19 protein-coding genes are annotated in these 21,627 nt (G+C 35.4%); 1 reads left to right on the forward strand and 18 read right to left on the reverse strand.

Annotated features, from left to right (window positions below; all coding sequences use genetic code 11):
• Nucleotides 1-38 precede the first annotated feature (38 nt).
• The 8 genes from C6Y03_RS00985 to C6Y03_RS01015 all read right to left on the reverse strand — a co-directional run bounded on the left by C6Y03_RS00985 (nucleotide 39) and on the right by C6Y03_RS01015 (nucleotide 12,255).
• Entirely contained in the window at nucleotides 39-6,743 is a 6,705-nt protein-coding gene (locus C6Y03_RS00985; protein ID WP_106038692.1) for a phage tail tape measure protein, read from the reverse strand.
• 78 nt (nucleotides 6,744-6,821) lie between these two features.
• Nucleotides 6,822-7,142, reverse strand: a complete 321-nt coding sequence (locus C6Y03_RS00990) for a phage head completion protein (RefSeq protein ID WP_106038693.1) — start codon at nucleotides 7,140-7,142, stop codon at nucleotides 6,822-6,824.
• A gap of 11 nt (nucleotides 7,143-7,153) precedes the next feature.
• Nucleotides 7,154-7,459 (reverse strand): head-tail connector protein, encoded by a 306-nt coding sequence (locus tag C6Y03_RS00995; protein ID WP_106038694.1) that lies wholly within the window; start codon nucleotides 7,457-7,459, stop codon nucleotides 7,154-7,156.
• On the reverse strand, nucleotides 7,446-7,616 hold the full coding sequence (locus C6Y03_RS19070; RefSeq protein WP_189318305.1) for a hypothetical protein: 171 nt from the start codon (nucleotides 7,614-7,616) through the stop codon (nucleotides 7,446-7,448). Before C6Y03_RS19070 ends, C6Y03_RS00995 begins: the two co-directional genes overlap by 14 nt.
• A 62-nt stretch (nucleotides 7,617-7,678) precedes the next feature.
• Nucleotides 7,679-8,509 carry a P22 coat protein - protein 5 domain protein gene (locus C6Y03_RS01000; protein ID WP_106038695.1) on the reverse strand — a complete coding sequence of 277 codons (831 nt, stop codon included), beginning with the start codon at nucleotides 8,507-8,509 and terminating at the stop codon, nucleotides 7,679-7,681.
• 30 nt (nucleotides 8,510-8,539) lie between these two features.
• Nucleotides 8,540-9,133, reverse strand: coding sequence for a DUF4355 domain-containing protein (locus C6Y03_RS01005; protein ID WP_106038696.1), 594 nt, complete (start codon nucleotides 9,131-9,133; stop codon nucleotides 8,540-8,542).
• Between the two features lie 123 nt (nucleotides 9,134-9,256).
• A complete protein-coding gene (locus tag C6Y03_RS01010) occupies nucleotides 9,257-10,588 on the reverse strand; it encodes a phage portal protein (RefSeq protein WP_106038697.1) in 1,332 nt (443 codons plus the stop codon).
• 8 nt (nucleotides 10,589-10,596) lie between these two features.
• On the reverse strand, nucleotides 10,597-12,255 hold the full coding sequence (locus tag C6Y03_RS01015; protein WP_223260711.1) for a hypothetical protein: 1,659 nt from the start codon (nucleotides 12,253-12,255) through the stop codon (nucleotides 10,597-10,599).
• A gap of 475 nt (nucleotides 12,256-12,730) precedes the next feature.
• Between C6Y03_RS01015 and C6Y03_RS01020 the strand changes: the two genes are divergently transcribed.
• Entirely contained in the window at nucleotides 12,731-13,381 is a 651-nt protein-coding gene (locus C6Y03_RS01020; RefSeq protein WP_106038699.1) for a recombinase family protein, read from the forward strand.
• Nucleotides 13,382-13,396: 15 nt separating this feature from the next.
• Here the strand turns inward: C6Y03_RS01020 and C6Y03_RS01025 are convergent, their stop codons facing one another.
• The 10 genes from C6Y03_RS01025 to C6Y03_RS01070 all read right to left on the reverse strand — a co-directional run bounded on the left by C6Y03_RS01025 (nucleotide 13,397) and on the right by C6Y03_RS01070 (nucleotide 21,411).
• Nucleotides 13,397-13,804, reverse strand: a complete 408-nt coding sequence (locus C6Y03_RS01025; protein WP_106038700.1) for a transposase — start codon at nucleotides 13,802-13,804, stop codon at nucleotides 13,397-13,399.
• A gap of 8 nt (nucleotides 13,805-13,812) precedes the next feature.
• Complete coding sequence (locus C6Y03_RS01030; protein WP_106038701.1) at nucleotides 13,813-14,163, reverse strand: hypothetical protein; 351 nt, start codon at nucleotides 14,161-14,163, stop codon at nucleotides 13,813-13,815.
• Nucleotides 14,160-14,591 carry a hypothetical protein gene (locus tag C6Y03_RS01035; RefSeq protein WP_106038702.1) on the reverse strand — a complete coding sequence of 144 codons (432 nt, stop codon included), beginning with the start codon at nucleotides 14,589-14,591 and terminating at the stop codon, nucleotides 14,160-14,162. Before C6Y03_RS01035 ends, C6Y03_RS01030 begins: the two co-directional genes overlap by 4 nt.
• Nucleotides 14,584-14,895 carry a hypothetical protein gene (locus C6Y03_RS01040; RefSeq protein WP_106038703.1) on the reverse strand — a complete coding sequence of 104 codons (312 nt, stop codon included), beginning with the start codon at nucleotides 14,893-14,895 and terminating at the stop codon, nucleotides 14,584-14,586. The genes C6Y03_RS01035 and C6Y03_RS01040 overlap by 8 nt, the downstream gene beginning before the upstream one ends.
• Before the next feature lie 48 nt (nucleotides 14,896-14,943).
• Nucleotides 14,944-15,408, reverse strand: a complete 465-nt coding sequence (locus C6Y03_RS01045) for a hypothetical protein (RefSeq protein ID WP_106038704.1) — start codon at nucleotides 15,406-15,408, stop codon at nucleotides 14,944-14,946.
• A gap of 62 nt (nucleotides 15,409-15,470) precedes the next feature.
• Entirely contained in the window at nucleotides 15,471-16,271 is an 801-nt protein-coding gene (locus C6Y03_RS01050; protein WP_106038705.1) for a hypothetical protein, read from the reverse strand.
• A gap of 43 nt (nucleotides 16,272-16,314) precedes the next feature.
• Nucleotides 16,315-17,028 (reverse strand): hypothetical protein, encoded by a 714-nt coding sequence (locus C6Y03_RS01055; RefSeq protein ID WP_106038706.1) that lies wholly within the window; start codon nucleotides 17,026-17,028, stop codon nucleotides 16,315-16,317.
• On the reverse strand, nucleotides 17,025-17,492 hold the full coding sequence (locus C6Y03_RS01060) for a hypothetical protein (RefSeq protein ID WP_106038707.1): 468 nt from the start codon (nucleotides 17,490-17,492) through the stop codon (nucleotides 17,025-17,027). Before C6Y03_RS01060 ends, C6Y03_RS01055 begins: the two co-directional genes overlap by 4 nt.
• Nucleotides 17,493-17,970: 478 nt before the next feature.
• Nucleotides 17,971-18,171, reverse strand: a complete 201-nt coding sequence (locus C6Y03_RS01065) for a helix-turn-helix domain-containing protein (protein ID WP_008343997.1) — start codon at nucleotides 18,169-18,171, stop codon at nucleotides 17,971-17,973.
• A 183-nt stretch (nucleotides 18,172-18,354) separates the two neighbouring features.
• On the reverse strand, nucleotides 18,355-21,411 hold the full coding sequence (locus tag C6Y03_RS01070) for an RNA dependent RNA polymerase (RefSeq protein ID WP_106038708.1): 3,057 nt from the start codon (nucleotides 21,409-21,411) through the stop codon (nucleotides 18,355-18,357).
• Nucleotides 21,412-21,627 lie beyond the last annotated feature (216 nt).

Genomic DNA, 21,627 nt, shown 5'->3' on the forward strand with positions numbered 1-21,627 from the left:
CCTTTAGATGGTAAAAAAAGAGCCTGATTAACAGACTCTTATACTTTACCTTTCATTTGCTTTAATCCTTTGCGAATTGTTTGCAGTGCATTATTAGCCCCTTTTTCATCACCGACCATTTTATCGATATGCATATTCACTGAATAATTGTTAGTAACATTCTTAGACTCTGACACTCCAAACCCTGGAACAGAAAGTTTAGGGATAGCTACTGAAGATACAACGTTATTAAACATACTTCTTATTGACTCGTAGCTCTTCGCTATTGCACCCATACTTCGATCTTCTACCTTTGTTTCTCTAAGCAGTTCTACAGCTTTAAGCATGTTGATTGAGTCTTGCTTATTGAGGACAATTTCTCCGTCATCAACTATAGCTAATGCACCTTGAGCTGGTACTTTACCAACTGATCCACCAGTCTTAAAACGAGCGATCTTCTGTCCAGTTGTATTACCCTTAACAACAACTCCTAAAGCATTTGAAGCCTCTTTAAGCTTATCAATCAAATTGTTAGAGATAGACTTACCAATTGACTCCATGTTTGAATTGATGAATTTAGTAAACTCAGAAAGTTGTTTATTGATATCACTAATCTTACCGTTCATCAATTTACCTTCTAAATCCTTAAATCCGCGCTCGTCAGCAACAAGATCATCATATTTTGTGTTTATTGATTTTTCGTCTTTTTCAAGTTGATCTTGTAGCGCTTCTTTACGCTTGGAGTTTTCCCTGTCCTTTAAGAATTGATCTAAATCAAGTTGATCTTTCTGCATCTGTTCAGTAAGTTCTTTTACCTTTGACTTACCAAACTCTGAATCATCTAATGCGTATTGATTTATCTGATCTAAAAGCTTTTGAATGCTTTCCTGGCGATCTTTTAAATCCTTTTGGAACTTAGCTTCATCGTCTTCCTTGTCAATGCCATCAATGATATCTTGAGTAGCTTTACGATGAGCTTCAAGCTCAATATCACGCATCTTTTCGTACATCTCTTTATAAATGGAGACGACTTCATCAGCAAGCGATTTGTAAATATCTTTAATGCTTTTCTTGGTTTGGTATAGCTCTAAGTTGAAATCCTTTTGTTTGTCTTTCCAAGAAGAAATCTCATCCGATATTTGCTTTTGGATTTCAGGAAATCCTTTAGCTGCTTTCTTTTGTTTTTCAAGCTCTTTGATGTACTTAGCAGCTTCTTTTTGTTGCTGCTGAATCAGCTTGATTTGCTGACTATAGTATTTAACTTTATCCTTGTCTTCTTCAGTTGTTTGAATCTTAATATCAACATTCTTAAGTTTTGATTCAGTCTTTTTGACTGATTTATCAATATTATTAAGAATTTGATCAGTTTTAGATTGAACAATGGTAGCTTGCAGTTCATAAACCTGATCTTTGATGCTGATGAGATCAAGTTTAGCTTGCTTTAATTCTTCACGTAATTGATCACGTTGAGCAGCGTTTAACTGTTTGTTCTGCTTTAACTCTTTGTTGATCCAATTCACTTTTTGATTCTGAATCTTTTGTTGCGCTTCAACTGCTTTACGTTGCTCATTTGTGTATTTTCTAAACTGTGCACTGTCATTGAGATAGCGACTAGCTTTAGATTGGTTTTGAGCAACTTTCAACTCTAAATCGGATTTACGCTTTTCGAATTCATCAAGCTTAGATTGGACTAGCTCATATTGCAAATCTTGAATTTGGTCTTTAACAGAAGAGAGGTCGCCTTCAAGTCCCAATAAATCAGATTTAGCTTGTGAAATAGCTTGCTGACGTTCAGCTTCAGAGCTAGACAAGTCAGAGCCAATTTGTTGCATATATGTTTCAGGATCAATCGCTTTACCATTTTTCTCAATTTGCATATGAAGGTGAGTGCCTGTAGAGTGACCAGTGCTTCCCATTTTACCGAGAGTTTGGCCAGCCTGAACCTTTTGCCCAGCTTTGACATTGAGTCCTTTTTGCATGTGCATGTACTTAGCAACTGTGCCGTCATCTTGTTGAACAACAACCCAATAACCAGCTGATTTAGAGTATGCTGCAGTGAGGACTTTACCTGATTTAAGAGACTTGATTGGAGTACCTGAATTAGCAGCTAAGTCTAAACCTTTATGAGGCGCAGAGCGTAAACCTTTTTCTTGCTGACCAAAGTGAGATGTTCTTCTCATTGAGTCATAGTAACCAGCAGCCGATCCACCACTAGAAGATAGTGATCCACCCATTTGTTTAAAGTAACTATTTACTTTTTTAACGTAATTCTTAGTTTCACTAAAAGGAGGGATGCCACCATATTTCGTTACATTGCCAGGCCCTGCATTGTATGCAGCTAATGCTTTTTCAATCGATCCAAACTTATCAAGCATTTGCTTAAGATACTTGGTACCGCCCATTACGTTTTGATAAGGATCTCTAGAATTCTTAACTCCGAGACCTCTAGCTGTAGCAGGCATAAGTTGCATTAAACCAGTTGCTCCAACCGATGAACGAGCATTAGGGTTGAAGTTAGATTCTTGCTTAATAACCGCAGCAATTAACGCAGCTGGTACATTGTATTGTTTTGCAGCTTGATTAATAATGTTTGAATACTTACCTGAATAAGAACCACCTGAAGCAGAATATGAAGAGCTAGAAGGGGAGTAGGATGAAGAAGAATCAACTATGCCCGTTTGAGCGATGTAGCCAGATTTAATTTGCTCTTTAAGTAGCTTAATCTGACTCTTGAGAAGTTTTTCTTTCCGTTCTAACGCCTTGATTTCCTTCTTAATTGAATCACGATATTTCTGTGACCATTTAGGATAGTCATTAGTTTTTCTGTTTTGTTCTTCAATCTGCTTATTGACTCGCTCTAATGCTTCTTTATATTTGTCTGCAACGTAAATCGAATTTTTGGTAGACTCTGAGGCTTTATCAGCTGAGTCCGACATTGTTTCATAAGATGTACCGACTTCAGTTAATGAGGAGTTTACCAATTCAGACATCTTATCCAAGTCTTCGAGCTGACTTGTGATATCTGACATTTCACCATATTCCTTATCCATCTCTAACAGTTCAGTAGGGTTTCTAGCTCCACCGTCATCAATCTTCTTCTTTAATGAAGCTAAATTAGATTGGGCATCGGCCACAGTTTGGATTGTTTTTACTTCTAAACCATAGTTTTTAATCTTTTTAGCAGTTGCATTAGCTTGATTAAGCAGGTCTTGTTTAACCGATTGTTGCATGTCATTGTATGCTTTAAGCTTAACGTTTCTTAATTTTACAACTGCATCACGATTTATTTTTACTACACCATTTTCAACGGAGATAGCTTCTGATAAACCTTTTTCTTTCTGTATAAGCTTCATTGCTTCTGAAGCTGAAATAGATTTACCCTCAGCCATTTTTTCTAACAGATCATTGAGAGGAGACATCTGGTCAGCTAAGTCATCATATACTTCACCTTGCAAAGCTTCTATAGCGGCAGTGGCTTGACCAGATTTAACTAATTGATTCAGCACATCAGCCGTAGCTTCAATATCGCCTTTAACTTCTTTAAGACGACTGCTTAAATCAGCTACTTTATTGCCTGTTTCGTCAACCGCATCCCCAAATTCGTCATAGGTAATAGCAGTGTCATTAACTACACCTTTTAACTTGTCCATGCTGATACTCATGATATCAATGCTTGAATCTGATACCTGGTATTTAGACAGGTATGCATCTAATTCTTCTTTAGCTTTTTCAAACCCACCTGAATCACTATCATCTAACGCTCTTTGTAATGCATCTTGAATCCTACCTAAATTCTTTTCAAATTGCTCAACATCTTTAGGATCAGTCAATTCATCAATATTAAGCGCATCAACAACCTGCTTAATTTGGTCTTTTAAACTCGTACTAATTGTTAATTTGCTAAACGCTTCAGCAGTTTCAATGATCTTATCTTTCATTTCATAAGAAGCGCTTACTACTTGCTGACGAATGGACTCCATTTCCGTTTTGATTTTAGCTTTATCAATATCTGTCTTAGATATAGGTGCTTTTGCATTAATGAAGGCATTATCAGATACAAACGGATTGTCTAAATCTTTTTGTTTCTTCTCTAATTCTTTATTTAAATCTTTGATTTTGTTAATCGAATCTTGAGCAGTGTCGGAAGCTTTAACTTTAGTTTCTTCTTTTTTTGCTTTGATTAAATTTCTAACGGCTTCAGTCTCTTTATCAATTCGTTCAGCAGAAACTAAGTGTGCTCTTCCTGTTGAATCTACACCGTCCACAAGAGCAGGAAACATGTCAGCTAACTCTTGTGTTATTTTTAGATACTCTTGCTCATTTGTTGTTGTAAGGCCACCATCACGTCTAGATTTATCTAATTCCTTATATCTCTTGATTAGTTCTTCTGTTTGATCTTTATTGACTGTAAGAGCTTCAATATTTGTATTTTGAGTTTGTTCAAATTCTTCTCTAGCTTTTTTAGCGTCTGAGTAAGCTCCCACAATCTTTTCTAAAACTGCTCCAATCAAAACCAAACCTACTCCAACTACTGTTGCAGACATTAATCCTCTCCATGCTACAGTCATAGCCTTTGTAGCTAGTGCCGCTCTAGACATCCCTGCTTCAACGCCTAATAAAGCTTTTTGACTTGCGCTCAATGCACCTACACCAAACACTAAGGCCGTCTGCATAGCTCTAGCTGTCTTACTAAACGCAAATACCGCTGCATTAGCTGTTAGGAAAGCCGTAGGGAGAAATCCAATGGAATTGACTACCCCTGATATTACAGCTAACAAGTCACCTAATACATCTGTAGCAGCAATTAGACCATCACTAATAAAAGCCCTACTTGCAGCTTCAGAAAGCTCCACAAACTTATTAGAGAGATTATTTAACCTAGCTTCTAATGATTGAGAATATTTTTCTTGCTCTCTCATCGAGCTACCTTGACTGTTTATGGCCATTGAAGTTGCTTTAGTAGCTGTTTCCCAGTTCTCCATTAATGCTAAGAATCTTGTATTTTGGAATTGAGAAGCGATTGTAATACCTAGCTGTTGCTTTTGAGCTTGAGACAGCGTTTTCCATCTTCCTGCTAATTTCTCTAAGATATCCGCAACAGGTATAGCTTCTCCACCTGCATCTTTAACGGCTATTCCTATTCCTTCTAAAGCTGATACTGCTTGTTTGTTCGTTTGAATCCTAGCAAAAATTGTTTTTAGGGCGTTCCCTGTAACGTTACCCGACTCTTTTGTACTTGATTGAATACTTGCTGTATATCCAAGTAACTGCTCCATGCTTACACCATAAACTTTTGCTGCCGCTGCGGATTTACGCATTGACTGAGCTAAATCTAATGAAGATGTTTGGAAGTTGTTATCGACTTCGTTTAAAGCATCAGAAATTTTGAGAGAATCTTTTGAAGCTATACCGAAGTTGACCATAGCTGAAGTAAGAGCCTTAACGGTATCTTCAGGTTGAAGTTGTGAAATGTTTTGAAGGACTTGAGAGGTTTTAGTTAGGTAGAGGAGTTCGTCACCTTTATAACCTTGTCTGGCAAATTCAGATGTCATTGTAAGGACATCAGCAACTTTGTTAGACAGTTCATTACTTAGATCAATTGAACGCTGCAACAACTCATTAAACTTATAATCAGGAGCGTCCATTACTCTTCGGATTTCAGTCATTTTCGAGTCAAGCATGATAGCATTATCGACCATAGCTTTTAAGCCGCTAACTGCACCAAAGAATATAGATCCAGTAATTAAATAAGCTGGCATCCTTGCAAATGCTTCGCCTAACCTACCGCCAAATGTATTAATGTTCTGAGCCGAATTAGTTACATTTGCTGAAAGCTCTCTGAACTGGACATTTAAGCTCTGCATCTGGTTTTGAAGCTTTGGTGTTCGACTTGTTAACGCATTTACTGAAGAAAGATATTGCTGAATTGCTTGTGAGTTTGTATCACTTATAGACGAACCATATTGGGATGTTAATTTACTGGCTCTAACTGCAGCAAGCCGTTGATATAACTGAATTTGACGCTGTATTTCTTGAGTCTTGGCTACTGCTGCTGACTTATCATCTAAAAGCTTTATTTTCCCACGAAGTGCTTCAATTTCGTGTGCGCTTTGAGCAAGATTCAACTTCTTACCTAAAGATGTCAAAGTAACATCTGATACTATTCCTTTTTGGCGCAATTTCTCCAAAGAATCATGTAACGCATCTACAGCTTTTCGCTGCTGGTCGTAATTAGTTACAGTTTTTACAGACTTTAAGCCATTTTTATCCGAAGCGTATGTTACATCATCAAAGCCGTTTTTGTACTTTTCGACTTTTCCTGTTCTTCTGCCAGAGCCATCAGTTTTGTTTACTTCTTTTTGTTTTTGTCCAAGTCGCTCCGTAAGTTGAGTAAGCTTCGCTATTTCTTTAGCTTCTTCTCTTAGACTCTTTGTTGTATTATCAATGACTTTTCGGGTTTTTTCGTGAATTTCTCCATTTTGCTTTATTTTCTGATTGACTGTTTTAATTGATCCATCTGCATTTTTGAAAACAGTCTCATACTCTTTAATTGTTGTGTTGTAATCTTTTAAGCTACGTCGATTTTCTGAAAAACGCTTTGAAATATTTTCAAGACTCTTTAAGACATCTTTACCAAAATTGATGTCTAATTTAAGACCATTTACTTTGCCTTGCAACTGTTTAATTTGACTGTTTATTTGATCGACTGATTTTTTCGAGGTGTCAGCCATTGGTGTGACAATAATTTTTAATTGCTCACTCACTTTTACATCTCCTTTTGTAATAAAACAAAAATAAAAAAAAGAAACACCTCGAAAATGTAGTCGAAGCGTTTCTTTTCATTATTTTTTCGGTTTCACAAATACCTCAATATGCTTTCCCCAATCCCTGGGACGGTAAAGAACTTCATATTTAACGTCTTTGTACACTATCTCTGCGCCTGTTTGCAGAAACTTCAAAGGCCGACAAATTAGCAAGTCTGTGATATCTGGAAATCTTCCCAATGCAGACTGATACATCTTCTCGTCTAAAGGCTGGAATTCGCATTTGTATGGAGTATATTTCTCTACCTTTTCCGTGATTGGTTTCCCAGTGATCTCGTTAATCTTTCCACTTGGGACAGTTTCAATATCTATTTTGTAGAAGATTTTTTTAAAATTCATGATATGGCCTTTTACAGCAACTTAACTGTTTGATTGTTATTATTGTAGTCATCCAACTCTTTAATAATATAGGCAGGAATCGTTTCATGAAACGTTTCGTTGACAGCTCCCATAGATTCTCTTTTGACTCCTTCGTATCCTCTCAGTCTAAATTTAAAAACTGCGATATTTAGAAGGGCTGAATATAATCGATTAGGAACCTCATCTAAATTACAATGATTTAGGATGAAGTTTTCCGCATCATTGATATAAAGCTGTAAAACGGCATCTTCAACTTCTTCATCAATTAAAGTCTTAAAATCTTTAAGCTGATTCATTGTCTTTACCTACCATTTCATTCTCTTCAACTTTGGTCTTGGTTTTTTTGCTCTTTTTTGAAATGTATTGTTCGTAATCAGACTGCTTAATCAAATAATTGTAATGTTCTTCCGTTACATTCCATACTAATCCTGTAACTTTATTTTGAATCCACAAATAATTCATACTCCCTTATTTTTAATTATTAAAAAAGAGGGGGATTCCCCCTCTTGTGTTTTTTATACTTCGCTTATGAATAAAGCTGTTAGAACAGCAATACCCTTAGGTTTAACAAGTTTAGCTCCATAAACTTGCAGACCTTTAATTGCATCCGCAAAAAACTTTTCCGGTCGAAAAGCTTCAAGTTTGTCAATTTGTGAAGCAAATGAGATAGCAGAACTATGACCAGCGATAATTTTATAATTGTCCCCTACTGTAGGACAGTTATTAGAAGTGAAAACTTTTAACGAACCCACATTGCCAATATAACCGTCATATAAAACTTCAGGGAATTTAGTAAAGCGGGGATCTTTTTGTAATAGCCCATGACCAGCTTCAGGAAGAACAACCCATCTGCCTTGTTTAGGGACGTTAGCTTCAGAAAGTTTCACATTAAGACTAACCAATCTATTATATAGATTTTGAGAATCAATTCTCATAGGATCTTCATCTGTTCCCATAGTGTTTTTAGGATCAACACCAGTGTATAAATTTGCGATAAATTGATCAGCTACATCAGCAAGCTGGTATGAAACCTCTTTTAATTGCCCACTTAGAAGATTGATATTAGCTTGAGCTGCATCAATATCTTCAACTTTAAAATTAAAGTATTTCGCTTGATCAATTTTGAGTTCAGTCTGGCTTCCAACAATTTGTTCTGGTTCTCCTACACCATTTTCATCGTAATCGCCAATAGTTACATTACCAAAACTATTGATTTTAACCGTATTACCATGTTTAACATCACCTTGATAATCTGTATTGACTAGATTACCAAAAACCAGGGATTTTTTATAAGCTTCGTTTAATTTAGTTGACCATACAACAGGAATAAAATTTTCATACGCCATTATTTAATTCACCTTAACCTTTTATAGTTTTTAATTTAATGAAAGAAGCTTATCGATAGCTTCCTCATTAGCTTTATATTGTTCTTGAGTCAATCCTTGAAGTTGTTCTCTAGTAAATGTTTTTGGTGGTTGCGGACTTCCTTTAGGGTCAATCCCACCTTCTTTAAGCCTTTCTTTTGTCTTACTCTGTAAATGCTGGTCAAACACAGATTTAAAATTGTCTAGATTTGTTTCTGTTTTCTCAGAATCCTCATCTAGAAAAAAGTCAATCAATTGAATAGGTAGGCCATCCTGGTGAGCTTTCTCTAAAGCTTTTTCTTTGATCTCCTTCATCTTGAGAGTTTTTTCTAATCTTTCAACTTGGATTTCAAGTGGGTTTTTGGCCGGGTTAAGTTCTTTAACTTTTTTATCAACTAGCCCATCCAAATGGTTAGTTTTCCACGTTTCTAAGCTTTTTGTAAAGTGTTGATCCAAACGTGGTTGAAGAACCTTTTTGCCACCATCAGTGTCTAAGAACTGTTTGACTTTATCTTCTGATAAAGCAGAAAGCTCATTTAAATATGATTTCACTTCTGGCGTTTCTTTTTGTTGTTCTAGGAACTGCTTTACTTCTTCTAAATTCATATGTATCACTCCGTATAATTTGCCTTTATGTACTCGCCATAAAGTCTATTTTGTTGTATGTCTAACCCACATTCATACATCCCCGCCCTAACCACTCGCAGGATTCCCGATTTTAAAGCATAATTAAAACCCTGTCGGTTCAACAGGGTCTTCATGTGCTGGTATTACTAAAACATCTGGTTTACCAGATGTCGTATCTTTGCTATTTTCTAGTTGTTTTTGTAGCTTTTCTAACGATGCAGACGGATTTGAGATAAAAGATAATCGAGATAGAAGGTCTTCATGAGGAACTATTCCATTCAATGTAGCTACCATTTGAGCATTGGCAACATCATCAACTGGGACATTTCGTGTGAAGGAGATAGCAATATCTTTATAATCAAACTTCCTATTTTGGATGTCTTTAAGCGCTAAATATTCACAGAAAAGTTTGAGCCTTGATTTTAACAACTGGTCAAAGTCTGACTCACTGATTGCTGACTGATTTTCAAGCTCTTGGAGTTTCAATCGTATTGTTACTCCAGAAGTGTTGCTTTGGAAATTTTCATTTAAATTTACCTGATGACTTTGAGCGTAAATTTCATCTTGAAACAATTGAAGTACGTCTTTTAAGAAAGTAGCATTAATGTCTTTTGTAAGCCACTCCACTTCAGAATTTGGATTAGGCAACTGAATAATACCGTTTTCCCGCATCTCTTTAGCGTCTTTCATTGTAATATTACAGTTTTTAAACACGAGATAAGAGTTACGATGATCCATGATTTCTTGAGCTGACACCGACAGGATAGCATTGTAAATGTCAATAATCTTCATAATATCTTCAAATGTAGATTTCTTAGAATCGTTATTCTTTAGTTCTCTTACTGGACAACGAGAAAACCTATGTGGCTTTTCTTGTAAAAGTTCAAAAGTACCACCATTAATCTTATAATTTCGAAAATGGGTGTCATCCCAGACATCAATGTACTCACTGTCATCAAATTTCACTTTATATTTTCGAACAGCTAAAGTAATCCTATTTTCAACAGAATTATCGTGAAGCACAATCATTTCAGATGGATGGTATACAGCACATTGAAAATCCCCTTCGCTATTAATGAAGCTAACCTCATAAGCATGACCATTAATCGAAGATATAATTTTTAATTTAATGTTATGATTGTGTTCCCATGTATTAAAGTTGTAATCAATCAAGCTTAGAAATTCTTTGTTGTCAGTTTTAGAATTGTAACTAACTGGTTTACCCAACAAATATCCCACACTGTTTTGAACCATCTTCCTGCAATAGTTAAAATAAACCCTCATATCATTTTTCATTGGGTCATTTGCAATACGTTTATGAAGAATGTCGTGATCACCGTTATAATACCGCCACTTTTTATCATAATTAGGTTTAGTCAATTTTAATTCATCAAGCAGCTTTTTTATAATTTCTTCTTTATCAAAAATACTCATACACCTCTTTAGAAGAACCAGCTCTTAGGGATTGATTTAACATACCCTATCTGTTCTACTTCATTTATTCTTTTAGACCATTCTGCAACTGCATCAGGAAAGTCATCATAAGCAGAGAAATCCGCTCCAGCGAAATCTTTAAGTTGTTGGATAGCCTCTTCATCCTCTTCATTAAAAATGATTCTTCCCATATTCACATCACCGACAATAGTGTTGATTCTGTCATCTTTGTTTTTAGTAACAGCATTATTCAACCATTCGATATTTCTTCCAGATAATTCAGGATCATTTTTAACTAATTCTTGAAGCTGAATTACATCCGCTCCGTTATATACGTTTTTCTCAATGTTGACAAAAGTAATGTCAGGATATTGCTTAAGCAGCTTCAATGTGTGAGCCATGTAATCTTCATACTCACCTTTAAAAACATTCCCTTTACGAACGTATTTGATATTCATATCTGAGATACTACCTACAACAAAAGCGTAATAGTCTTTTTTCTTCTTTTGTTTGTTTCTTGTCCCTGCTGGATCAATAGAGAGCATGGTTTTAACAAAGTCATGACTTTCAATTTTCTCAGCAGATTCAGTAATAATAGTTTTGAATTTCTTTTGCCCAGTAGAGGTGATAACACCTTGGACTTCCTGGTTATATGCAACTGGGTTTTCATAATAGGCAAGAGCCATTTCTAATGGTTTCCAGTAACTTTCCCACAGAATCGGAAATTTCATTTCCTTTTCATTTTGATAATAAAACTCTTTAGCATGTTGCAGCCTGTTCTCATTTTTAGAATCTGAAAGAATGTCTTTAAATTCAGCCCATAGACCAGAATTAAACAATTCATCAATGTCATCTACAAGAATCCCTTTTTCTTTGCGAACCTTCCAAGTAGCTAACTTTTGAAGCCTACTGTAGAAACACTCTGGATGCTGAATTGTTCCACATCCAATCATAATGCCGCCTTGTCTAACCATTTTTCCATTTTCATCAAATTGTGGTTTTTGGAACGCAAAGTTAACATCTGAAGAAAAACGACTCCATTTTTTCTCTCTATTTGCATCCGTAGCACAATCGTCATTGTTTTGGTAATCATCTAAAATGGCTAACTCAATTCGAGTGTTTCCATACTTCCTACCCCTCATATCTGTTTTACTACTGATACTTTCAACCATCGTTCCATTTGTAAACTCAAGTTGCGAAGAATTACAGATGTATTTTTTGTTTGTGGGATCTAAAAGCTTGCCATAGCACGACTCAATATAAACGTTGCCTACAAAAACTTCTTTGATTTGCTTAATAAACTTTTCAGCAAGGTCACCAGTCGATGAGCATACTAATGTGAAAATTCTAAGCTGATTTGCAACAGAAAAAGAAACAGCTGGTAAGTTTGCGAAGGCACTTTTACCTGTTCCCCTCGGAAGAATATACGATTGCTTATCATGTGTATTACGCAAAAGCATTCCTTCAATGTCTTCCCATATCTCTCTATGAATAGGAGCTATTTCTGACGTATCAGCCGCTCTAAATGTATCTTGAAGGAAAAATAAACAGAAGAACTCAAGATTTTTCTGACCTAATTCCCAAGCCAATCCATGATATGTGAATAAATCTTCTGAACGTTTCACCATCAAATGAGATGCGAAGTCTTCTGCTTCTGTTTCAGTCATATTCTCTCTAATTGCCTGTTTGACTAAATATTCATATAAAAACATCCTATTTTCAGATGTGTTTATGTTTATTGATTTGGTTATTTTTATCACCTCGAAACTTTGAAAAATACTGCAAAAAATTTGTACCCTGCTATCGTTTAAAAGGACATTTTCTCAAACAGAAAGGTGGGGGTTAAAGCCTGTCAGCTTCCTTTCTAAGCCACGTTATCTACTTCAAGATATATTTGTATCAACTGTTCTATCGCTTCTGTATCAAGCTTTAAACACTTTCTAAACGATCACACTTTTTCATTCTTTGATTCATTATGAGATAAAGCGTTTGTAATGGTATGGGTTCTTAAACGGCCACTTTCTTACTCTTTTTGCGTTTATAAAGATATCAGAATAAATTAATAAACGTTTATAAAATTATATACACCTTTATAAACATATGTGGTATAATAAAAGTAAGATAAACGAGAGGATGATCGACATGACACAAAAGACATTCGGTTACATAAGAGTTAGCTCAAAGGATCAAAACGAAAGCAGACAAATAGCCAATATGACTAAAGTCGGCATTGATGAGCGTGACCTTTTTATAGATAAACAAAGTGGAAAGAACTACGACAGACCTTCATATCAAACGCTCAAACAGATTGTTCGATCTGGAGATACTATCGTATTTGATTCAATTACTCGTATGGGTAGGAACATGAATGATACTTTAAAGGAATATGATTGGTTCGTGGATAATGGGGTTAAATTAAAATTCATTAAAGAGCCTATGATCAACACTAGCGAAGATCAAGACGACATCTTAAAAGAAGCTATTCAAAGAATCATTTTAACTCTTCTTACAGCCTTTGCAGAGAAAGAGCGTGAGGACATCAGGGAGAGACAAGCAGAGGGAATTGAAGGTGCTAAGAAAGCAGGAAAGCATCTAGGCAGACCTAAAATGGGCTATGATACTCTAACTAAGGAACAAAAGAACACACTTGAAACAAACTATCCTAAATGGAAAAGCTCTGAAATTACAGGCGTTCAGTTTGCTGAATTGCTGCAGCTTAAAAAGAATACTTTTTATAAAATCATTAAAGAATATGAAAGCAAACAGGAACAGCAAACCCTCTCTATGGTATAATATAGATGAGGGTTTTTATTGTTCTTCCTTAGATTTCTTCCACTTCTTAATTTCATCTTCTATTGTTTCTTTATCCACTTCATTAGACTTTGTTTCAGTGATTTCAAACTTAGATGTTGGAGTGCCTTCTGAATATGCCAGCAGCGTTTTGAGTGCGTCTAGCTGATCCTTAGTCTTTTGACTGTCATCCATGCCGATATTCTCCAATTTTTTAAACCAATTTTTAGCTCTTGCGCTTCTTTCTTGCTGTGCTAAAAGTTTGAAGTTTTGTATCTCATTGTCCAGCTCCAGTGAATATTCTTTATCTTTTCTCCACAAGTATAATGCATTACGACTGACTCCAATTTCATCAGCAATAGCTTGCACTGTCTTCCTTCCTTCAGCTAATAATGAGATCGATTTAATCTTTCTTTCATCTAACATATTTTACTTTACACTCCTTTAGCAAGTGAGAGGGAATTCAACATAGTTTTAGCGTACGTTACAGCATCATCGTGCCTGGTTCCGAGAAGTAGAAGTAAATCATCAACGAACTTGTCTACGAATTTTCTTCCTTCTTCCATAGCTTCTTCATCTAATGATCGTAACTTTTGTCGCTCCTCTTCCGAATCAACTTTAGTATAATATTTTGGTTCTGTGTATGCTTCCAATAATTCAGTTTTATATCTTTCAAGAATCTTATCTCTTTGATGTATTGTGCCAATATTGTCAATCATATTGACGAAAATATTTTTAAACTTATCCCAGTCAGGGTATCGTATTAAAATTTCACATCCACTCAATACTTAAACACTTCCTTTGGATTTTCTACAAACGATAATCTACCTAGACATTCAACGGTATCTTTACTCACCGACAAAACTTCTTTAATCTCATCTTTATATTCCTCAACAATGTGATCAACTGTTTCTTTTACTTCTTCACTTGGTTCATAAAACGGGTCTGATCTATGATTGGCCAATTGATCATTCTCGAACTCTAGCTTGGCAATATGATCTAACATTTCTTTGGTAACTCTTTTGAATCCATCAGTATCAATCATTAGTGTGTTCTCTTTACAAGAATCACACCTTTGAGGTGAAAACTCACCGCCTAAAGTACGGCATATATTAGTTACCATATTCAGGATTCCTTCTGGTGAGTTGCAACGCTCAACTAAACATTTATCACAATCCACAGCAATAAACTCTTTTTTATTCTTTTTAAACATTTTTGCTCACCCCTGGTAAAATAATGCTTCCTGGTGGTACGACAATATTAAGTTCCTTATTTACACCCTCAATAAATTCATCCATTGAAATACTATCTGCATTTCCCTTCTCCCAAGTATTAGCAGCTACTAAAATATGATGAAATTCACCCAACGATTTTAAAACAGCCATCTCTTTTTCCACTTCATCAAGCAGCTTTTCTCTTTCTCTATCTAAACACCGAATACCACATGCTTTACTTCTAATCTTTCCAATGATACCGTCTGCAATCTGCTGAACACCAAAGTTATACTTCTTTTCCATTCTTCAATCAATCCTCTCTAATTTTAATTCCATTCTGTTTTACGTGCTTTACAGCTCATCTAACGCTTTAATAACTTGCTCCGTCTTATTATCCAAATCGCTATCAATAAACTGATCTACAGCATCCTCAACACTCTTGATATGATCTAGCACCTTCTGAATGCTTTCTTCGGGAAATGACATCATAATCTGTCCCATCAATCCACTATCGACTAAGTTGATATACGCACTCATTTTAGATTTCAGGCTGTTTGAGATTTTAAGGTTTGTAAACTTCTTAATGACCAAGAAATACAACCAATCTGTCATAACAATTTCATTAATCTTCAAACCATTTTTATCTCCATTAAAGTAATCGGTATTTAACTCTTTTAAGACTTCCGCAATTTTACTGGGCGCAAACTCTGGATAAATATAAAGGTGGAACTCATCATTCAGTTGAACCTTCTTTTTCTCATCATATTTCTTGGTGAGTTCACCTAATGTTGTTAAATTCACTGCTTTTGTTGTCATTTTTCATTCTCCTTTTTGTGTGATAAAGGGGTGTGCAATTATTTATCACACACCCAAATAAATTAATCTCCTAAATCTCCACTATCATCAGGCGTTGTATTGCCAGGTGTTGAAGGCGCTGCTCCTTTTGAGCCATCTTCATTACGCTTAACTCTTGCAAAACGTCCGATTTTTCCGTTGTCATCCGCCAGAGCTCTATAGCCCAATTCTGGAGTAAACGGTTGACCAGCTTCCAAAGACATATCAAACTCGCCTGAGAAGTTAACTTTAGGCAACTGGATATAAAGGTCGCTGTAAGTTTTGTTAGTGACTGGATCATACTCAAGCGTATGAAGTTCTAGGTAATAGTTCTCCGAGAATTTATTACCATTAATTTCAACAGTTTCAGCATCAACTTCAATTAAGTAATGAACTGTAACTTGTTCACCTTTTTTAGCAAAAGTGTTTGAAAGTGTGTAACTCATTCCAGAAACGGCAGTCTGATAAACTTCACCATTGGCTTTATTTGTGAATGTAACTTCTGAATCTTCCACAGGTGTTTTCGTCAAAGTAACACCGTTTGAATCATTAACTGTTAGAACTTCATCTTCGTAAACTGAAATAGATTCGTTCTCAATGGAAACTCCTTGCTGCATTGCCATGAAATCAAGATCAAAGAATGCGTTTCTGACGTTACCTGAAACCTCTTTACTTGAGTTAATAACATATAAATCCTTGTTTCCCCAGCCGCCTTTTAAAAAGTCCTGTTGAACTTGTTGTGCGAGGGATGTTAGTTGTGTTACGGCCGAACCAATCACTTTTCCTGTACTAATTTGTTTCATTGTCACCTTAGCGACCTCGTGAATAACTGTCTGCTTTGCCATTTCTAAATAAACAACTCCTTAAATAATAAAAAGACTGATTTTATCAGCCTAGTAATTTTTGTATTGACTCTGAATCTTTTTGGGATAAGTGATGTTTTTCTTCTGCGTATAGATCAATATGATCGTCCCATCTATTAATCTTCACTTCTGAACTGACAGTAGCAAAAATAACAGACGCATCATGATTTACTTTTTTTTGTATGCGGTGATATGTAAGGTAAAGCTGGTAAAGTGACCACTCATTAATAGCGGAATAGTCTATGCCTGTCGTTGCTACAACCGCACTAATCATGTCTGATAGATCAGCACTGTCATCACTTGATTTTAAATCCTTAGAAATCTGATTAAGCTCTTCTATCTCTGAATTTGGTGATTTCTTGTCCTCATTGATTAAATGCATTTTTAAAACAAGACTTCTCAACTCCATGAAGTTTTCATTCGATATCTTTGACATGATCTCTTTATCATTGAAAACCTTGATAAATATAGATTGATAAGCTTCTAAATACAGTGGATGTAACACAATTAGTTGAAATAAATTACGACCACTAACCATCTCTTCAATGTCCTGAGCATCAAGCTTATCTTTCAAGACCTGTCGCACAGATTCTGCTATTTTATCTTTGTTGTCTGCCATCAATTGAAGATCACTTGAGAAATCAACATACTCTTTAATCTTGATGAAGTGACAATCCCCTATAGGTGTTTTTACAGGCTGACCAGTGCCGAAAAGCTGCATAAAATCATTTGATTTCATTTACTTGTACCAAAAGTAAAAATAAGCTTATAACCGATATAGCCTTTTGGAGAATTTGGGATTAGCAAACGCTTATAATTCACAATTTTCCCGAAGCCAGTTGCTCTGCTATCAAAAAGTAGCTGTGCAAGATTGTCTTGAATCTTTAAGTTTCTTAATTCGATTTGTTCCACTTCATCAATACTGGTATAGATGTCAATCATGATATCTTGGGATTGAATTTGTAGGTTATTTGTGGGAGTCCCGTTCGCTAAATACATACACATTCTAGCAATTGGTTTTTCATCTTCCAGATCATCTATTTTGGGGGATCTGTAGATTAACAAGGGGATTTGATCATCATTTGTTACATCTGGATGATCTGAAGATAGTGGGGATTCTTTATAGAATAAGAACCTATTATTCTTTTCATTAGATGAAATCAGTCTGTAAATATCCAAAAAATTTTTCTCAATGTTACTCATTTAAACGTGTCACCTCCTTTATACAATGAGGGACTAAACTTGTCATAGAAATCTCTTTCTTTATATTCTGTTCAACTCGTTTCAGTAAGGCAGGATCAATTTCGCTATAAATTTTTTGTAAATTTGTATTGGGGTTTGAGCTTCCCCATTTTGGTTTAAACATGGCTTACACCATCCATTTATATGAAATATTATCGTTTGAATTTTTTTAGTTGTACGAATACAGGAGCGCATAGCGCCCCAACACTCATACAAAAAGGAGAAATAAAAATGTTTGTAACTTTCGGGGGCAGTGGGCTGTATCTTACAAACCTCACCTAATCATTCGTTTTTCTGGAGGCGAAATGAAATGATTACAAAACTACAAAACGTGAACGCAAATTCATTTGTTTTTGGTAAGGTCGCTGAAATTGCTAGGTACAACCCTTATTCGCTGTTTCCGCAACAAACGGTATTGTAGTGACGACCAAAAAAATTGCTACTTTTTCTTCCATACGAGTTCAGGGCGAGAATAAACAAATTCGACAAGTCGATTTAATTTTTCTTTTGAAATTTCGCACTCGAAAGTGAAGTATTTACTTAAATGAGACTGGGTACAACCACAATGCTTGGCTGCTTCCACTTGGGTTATTCTTCTTTTTTGCATAGCTTGTCTTAGTTCAAATCGTTCGATATTCATTTATTCTAGTCCCGACTCCTTTCGCAAGATTTATTTAATCATTGCGTTATCATTCATTTTTATGTTATGTTGTAAATGGGGAATTATTTATTCCCTAGTATACGGTTATAGAAATTCATATGAACATAAAAAACCCTTGTTGTATCAAGGGTTCTTCGTGCATCCATTAATCTGTTATCAAATTCAAGCGGACATTTTTCTGTTTTTTCTCGCAATCGCTTTTCTATCCGCATCCAACTGTTTCCGATGATCTTTATAACATCCCTCGCATAAGTAATGTCTTCTAGCATTCAGATTACTCAACTTGTTTTCACAATGATGGTTTTTACATTCAGCAATCATATTTAAATTTGTCTTCAGATTCCACAGGAGATCATTTCCAAAGCATCCCCATAATGTATCCTTGAATTTCGTCTTCTTAATGAAGAATAGATATTCAACTAAGGTATCGACCACTTCAGTTTTTGTCACATTTAGATTCAATAGTTCGTTAGTGAATACCTTGTACACAAACCATTTTTTATCAGATCTCTTTTCTTCCTTTTTCTCTTGATTGCTTAATCTGTATTTATTCGTATCCATCATTTTGTACACTTTGATCACTTCAACCATCTTTAATAAATCTGAATCCCCATGATTTATCTTCAATTCACGCATTACACATTCGTTTAATCTTCTAATCCTTTCTAGCAATCTAGGGCTACGATCAGGTGTGCTTAAACTCTCATAATATTTCGCTTTGTATAATTGTTTATACTCTTTAAGGAGTTGGTCTAATTTATCAATATTTTCTTTTGTTAATGGTTTTTTCTTATGTAATTTCGGACTCAAGAACAGTCTGTAATTAAACTCTAATGTATCCAACGCCTTATCAAAACTTCTTTTCGTTTCTCTTGCAGTCGGCATAATTATATCTATCTTATCAACAGTCATAGCACCATTAGGCATTTCAACGTTTTTCTCGTCCTTGTCTTTCGCATATTTGAAGAAGTATGGCAGCTTTCGCCTTCTTGTTTTATCACCTTCTTCAACTTTCAAGAACTTTTCAATCTCATTACTAGCATGTGTAGCCCTCGTTGGCTGGTATAACGTTTTTGCGTAGTCTATTCCAAAGTTGTTCTCCATCGTTAACCATTTGATTACATCAAGATTTACATCTTTGCTATTCCAAACTTTTGATATGTTATTAGAAAACTCTCCGATGTTGACCTTGAAAGAACTTCTCAGATTGTCATATATTTTTCCGTTTTCTATGATATCTTTCTGAGCAGATTCCATTTCATAATAAAGAGGAAGAATTTCATCATCTTGGCCAACCTTCATATTTCTTTTAGCAATACTGACAAATTCCTTATCGCTTACAACAAGAGCCTTATCACCATCAAAATCAAACTGCAGTAACCTAAATAGAGAGTCTTTGTTTGATGTATAGATTCCTTTTGTGATGAACCATTTCTTCGTTTTTTCGTTTATCACATTGGATCTGATGCCATGCTCTCTATAAAGGTGAGGAGAACGAAGCACATCAATTTCTAAGCTGTCTTCATATAAATTACAGCTAACCTCTCCATCTTCAATTAATCCGTTTGGATTTTTCTCGCCATTGAACCAAAATTCACAAGCTGCGTACAGGTCGGGTATTAAGAAAGTATGATGTGATCCTTTTAACTTTATTTTTCCTGCTTTAGCTTCCTTGATCATCCTCGCTTTAATTTCCTTGATCGTTTCTTTCACATGATTATCTTTTAATAAGCTAGGATATACAAACAGAGCTTCCTGGAGATTGCTTCTTTTCTCATTTTCTTCAACGGCTCCCATAACATCTAACATGGCATCAGTGCTCTGATAAAGTGTTTTGATCTCATTAATCGTAAGTTTTGTTAATTTTGTCATTTCGCTGTCTGTGATGTCCGTTAATGTTTGAAGCATTTGATAGTTAAGCTTACTTGTCTTTAAGTTCTCCTCTTCCTCATTTAGTTTGGATGCTTCACAATTATATTCCTTGAAACAGCGTTTGTAGTGATCCCACTTACTTTCACTTTCGTTGCCATAATAGCTCCACATTTTAAATTGAGACTTAGTAAGGATCATGTGAATATCGTCTACCAGCACATCCCATTCACGACCATCAATGTCTTTTATAATTGATTTACCATGCTCTTTTGCAAACTGTTTGAAATCGAAAGGTACTAGCATCCCCTTCATAAATGGTGCTCTGAATTGAAATGGTTTATCTGCAACAGTTGGCAATATCATTCCGCAGCCATCAGTCTGATCGACTGGAATAGTCATCTTCTTCCGAATTATTTCATATGTATTACGATCAATATAGTCAAAGCTTCCTTCAATTTCATTCTCGAAATCTGGAACAACTATAGCTTTATCAATATCGAAGCCTTCCCATACAGAACTTGCACTATTCGATAAAGCAAGATAAGCATTCCACTTATTGATATTCATACCGCCTTTAGAGTTGATCAATTTTTCATTAAGTCCACACATTAAGGTTGTTTTGTGCTTATTGAGCGATGACTTCTTGATGAAAACACCTTTCTTATCACGAATCTGTCCAGCAGATGAAGCATAATAGTCGTACTGCTTTTTATTGAACTTAAATCCTTTTTTGATCAGACTGCCGAAAACTTCTTCATAAAAACTTTCAACAATAATAATTTCATCTGAAGGTTGTTCGTTTTCTGTTTCAATCCCTAATGTTCTAGTTAAGGTTGATTCAAAAACGCCAATAACCTTGTTAATATTGATATCTCCAGTATTCTTGTATCTGATTGCATCGTGATTGAGTTCCCTTGTCTTTTTAAAGTCCGACATCAATTCTTTCATTTTCTTCTTATTCTGGTTTTTAATAAGATTAGCAATCCCGCACAATTTAACAATTTTTCTTCTAGTAAGACCTTCATCCTCCAACACTTCTATATTCTTCAGCTGCTTTTCTTCTGAACCTTCCAGCTCCTTTTTGGCAACTATCTTCAAGGAATCTACATAATCAGTAATTATTTTTTTGGCAGGCTGATGTTTTTTCATTTCTCCTTCTTGCTTCTCTGTTAGTTCAATTGTATCCATTACGCTTAGATTAGCATTGCTACTTTTGACTTCTTTCAAAAATTCAACGAAGTAAGTCAAGCTAAGATTTTCATTATTGATGACCTGTTCCTCTGGTGTAAAAAATGCTGACGTGTCTAATGAGTAAATGTATACTTGCTTTGATAAGTTTGATTTCAATGAATCTCCTCCAAATTGTTATTTCTATCACGAAGAATGATTAACTTGTTAATCATGATGAGAAGGTGTACAAAGCTTGCTTTGTGCAACTGCTCTTTTGCATGTGAGTGTTTATGTAATACATGGGGGATGCTTTAGATAGACAATTTTCCACTACGTTCCAAATTATCTATCGTGCAGCCAACCATCCCCCATACCCCCTTCAGACTGTGATTG

Source organism: Bacillus sp. LNXM65 (assembly GCF_002998575.1).
GTDB lineage: Bacteria > Bacillota > Bacilli > Bacillales > Bacillaceae > Bacillus.